We start from the raw sequence: 2,722 nt of genomic DNA on the forward strand, positions 1-2,722 counted from the left end.
CGTATTACTTATAAAATGATTAAAATCTATTTTAATCAATAATAGAACAGAAACATGTGACTAATTGTTTATATTCACAAAAACAAAAAAAGCCAATGAGTTTCCACATTGGCTTCAATTCGCTTTAGTGATAAACAGCATACTAGAGATACTATTTATCTATGCGATTAAAGAAAATTATTTTTTTTTTCGCTTTTGCGTTTGGTAAATCAGTAATGCTACCTTCGTAAATCTCAGCAGCCATACCGAATATTGCCTAAGGTAGCCACTCCCCCTCACGAGCCAAACCGGACAGCTAATCATCCCGTTAGCTGACAGCGAGTAAGACCGTTAATTCAGATCCCTGTGTAGAGCAAGGATTTTTACTCATTCAGTAAAAATTCATTGTTTCTTTAATGTATCTCTGGCTTCAATCAATATTGAAATTAGATCATCTAAAGGCATTTTAGCTGTAAAACCGTGGGATAAATCTGAACCAAATAGTTCAATTTCTAAATTATCTACACCTTTATCTTGATTAATTTCTGCAACCCGCTCCCAATTTAATTGAACCTCTAACGTTAGATTCTCATATTCCATTGGACTTGAAAAAAATAGTTCTAATTTATTATCTTTCATTTTATTGCCTTCTTTGGGTCTAGCACAGTATTAAATGAGCCATCTGCATTATATCTAACGCCTTTTCCACTAGGCAAACGATATTCAAACGCACCACCACCTAAATCGTTTCGAACTACTTTAGGATCTTTAAAGATTTCTCGGATGAAATTTTCGGCAGCAGCATTTTTTTGCGCTGGATTACCATTTAAGGGTTCAAAAACGCCACCGGGTCTAGCTGCATGTTTGTCCCATGCTCTCACAGTTGAGGATAAGCACGATTGTAGTGTAAAAACACTGACGGCTAAAGAAGCAGTGGTCAAAACCAGAAAGTATACAATGGGTTCCCCCCAACCGAGGTAAACCAAACCCCAGCCCACAACTCATGTTAAGCGGCAAGTGATTGAGTGAGTTTGGGTTTAAGGTGAGTAACCACATACCCTCACTCACCAAGCCGGACAGTTGATCATCCGGTTGGCTGAGAGCGAGTAAAATGATTGAGGTAAGAGACTAAAATTTGTTGGCATAGTGGCTCTTTAAATAGCCACTATGCCATTATTTTTTATAGATCTTTGTACCTATCAGGAAGGTATTTTCTATGTTCCATTGATTTCATTAAATTTTTTAGATCTGTCAAGTAATGTGATAACTCTTGTTTATTTGAACATTCCGTTTTTTCATATATTTGCTCATCAGATAAATGAGTTAAAACGTAATTTAAGCAATCTGTATAAATTACAACTTCCGATTCAGATAAACGAATATCAAATAAAGTTACATCCGCTTCTGGTATGTAATTAATTTTTAGTATATCCATCCTACCACCTCACATAATCAGAAAATTTTTCTTTAAATTCATCTAGTTTTTCATTACTAGGTCTATTCCATCGCCCATCTCTAGTACGTTGAGCCGTATTTCTATCACTATTTTTAAATGACGAGACCACTTCTCCATCAGGCTCAATTAGATGTATTCTTCCGTCATTACCTTTTACAACCCAACGACCATCATCTTGTATTAAGATATCTGAAGGCCTCGATTTTTGAACATCATTAATGACTGAACTGACTGGACGCCCCTCTTTATTTCTGATTCCCGCATGTTCACCTTGTGTAATCTTGTTTAAATAGGCGAGGTTATCTAAAGATAGAGTATCAGGAATAGATGTTCCAGGCAGTTTTTCGATCGGTTCTGGAAGCTGGTTTCCACCCGTATCAATTTTTCCTTGTTCGAGTATTTGGTTTCCGCTTGTATCCGTCCGGCCTTGCTCAGGTATTTGGTCGCCACCAGTATGAAATTTCTCAACATTTGAATTATTTGCTGCTTTATCTATATCATTTGAGCAACTCATGCCAAAAGAGCAATCAAACGTTTCCGCTAGGCCATCACGAATATTGCCTAAGGCATTTTCGATACCTTTTGCAATACTGCTATCTACTGTTTGTGTGACTTGCGTATTTAAACCAACACCATGAGGTAATGTAGGAACATTCGGAGAGGGAATAGCAAACATGCTACTTTGAGTAAAGTTGAGTTTATTCAAATTCTCTGTATTAACATCAATGGCATTAATTAATCTGCTATGTAGATATTTAACAGAAACAATACTTTCTCTTGCCGACTTATCAAGTATCTCTTCATCCCCATCTCCATATTTATAATTGTCATTCAAACGGTCTAGATAGGTATTCTCATTATATCCAACTAAAAAGCTATCTAGCTCAGCTGAGGTTTTATACTCTTTGCTGATTAATCTGCCTGATATTATTATTTCTTGTTCAAAAGGATATTTCTCTGGATTATTTAAAAATTTCCATTCATTAAATCCTTCAACTTCTTCCAAAAATAATTTTTGTTTCTCGATATGCTCTTTAATTATTCCCTTTTTTGTTTCAATATTTTCTTTTGATGATAAATCAACCTTTCCATTTTTATCTAATAAAGACTCAATATCTATAGGAGTAGCCATGTATTCACAATATGACATGTAATCTATAAAATCATTTAGAGCGTGATACCATTCAGGTGAAACGTCATGTCTATAACTTTCAAGACAACTATTATATCCTTCATAATATCCATCACCAAAATATAAAGCGGTATTATCCTCAACAGGTAATCGAG

General features: G+C 35.2%; 4 protein-coding genes. All 4 read right to left on the minus strand.

All coding sequences use genetic code 11. The features are described 5' to 3' along the window. Window positions 1-381: 381 nt before the first annotated feature. Window positions 382-618, minus strand: coding sequence for a hypothetical protein (locus tag PSE83_RS20275; RefSeq protein WP_004265618.1), 237 nt, complete (start codon window positions 616-618; stop codon window positions 382-384). Beyond that, the gene (locus PSE83_RS20280) at window positions 615-977 is read right to left on the minus strand and encodes a hypothetical protein (protein WP_004265619.1); all 363 of its coding nucleotides are present in this window, start codon (window positions 975-977) and stop codon (window positions 615-617) included. Before PSE83_RS20280 ends, PSE83_RS20275 begins: the two co-directional genes overlap by 4 nt. 182 nt (window positions 978-1,159) lie before the next feature. Continuing rightward, window positions 1,160-1,414: a hypothetical protein gene (locus tag PSE83_RS20285; RefSeq protein ID WP_004265621.1), complete on the minus strand. Its 255-nt coding sequence runs from the start codon at window positions 1,412-1,414 to the stop codon at window positions 1,160-1,162. A 1-nt stretch (window position 1,415) separates the two neighbouring features. Beyond that, window positions 1,416-2,722: hypothetical protein (locus PSE83_RS20290; RefSeq protein ID WP_272661059.1), on the minus strand; the 1,307-nt coding region annotated here is incomplete at its 5' end.

The sequence above is a fragment of the Providencia sp. PROV150 genome (genome assembly GCF_028481025.1).
GTDB classification, from domain to species: domain Bacteria; phylum Pseudomonadota; class Gammaproteobacteria; order Enterobacterales; family Enterobacteriaceae; genus Providencia; species Providencia hangzhouensis.

Excerpts from the sequence above, each read along its gene's own strand:
- PSE83_RS20285 (WP_004265621.1), bottom strand. The coding sequence starts at position 1,414 with ATGGATATACTAAAAATTAATTACATACCAGAAGCGGATGTAACTTTA.
- PSE83_RS20275 (WP_004265618.1), bottom strand. The coding sequence starts at position 618 with ATGAAAGATAATAAATTAGAACTATTTTTTTCAAGTCCAATGGAATAT.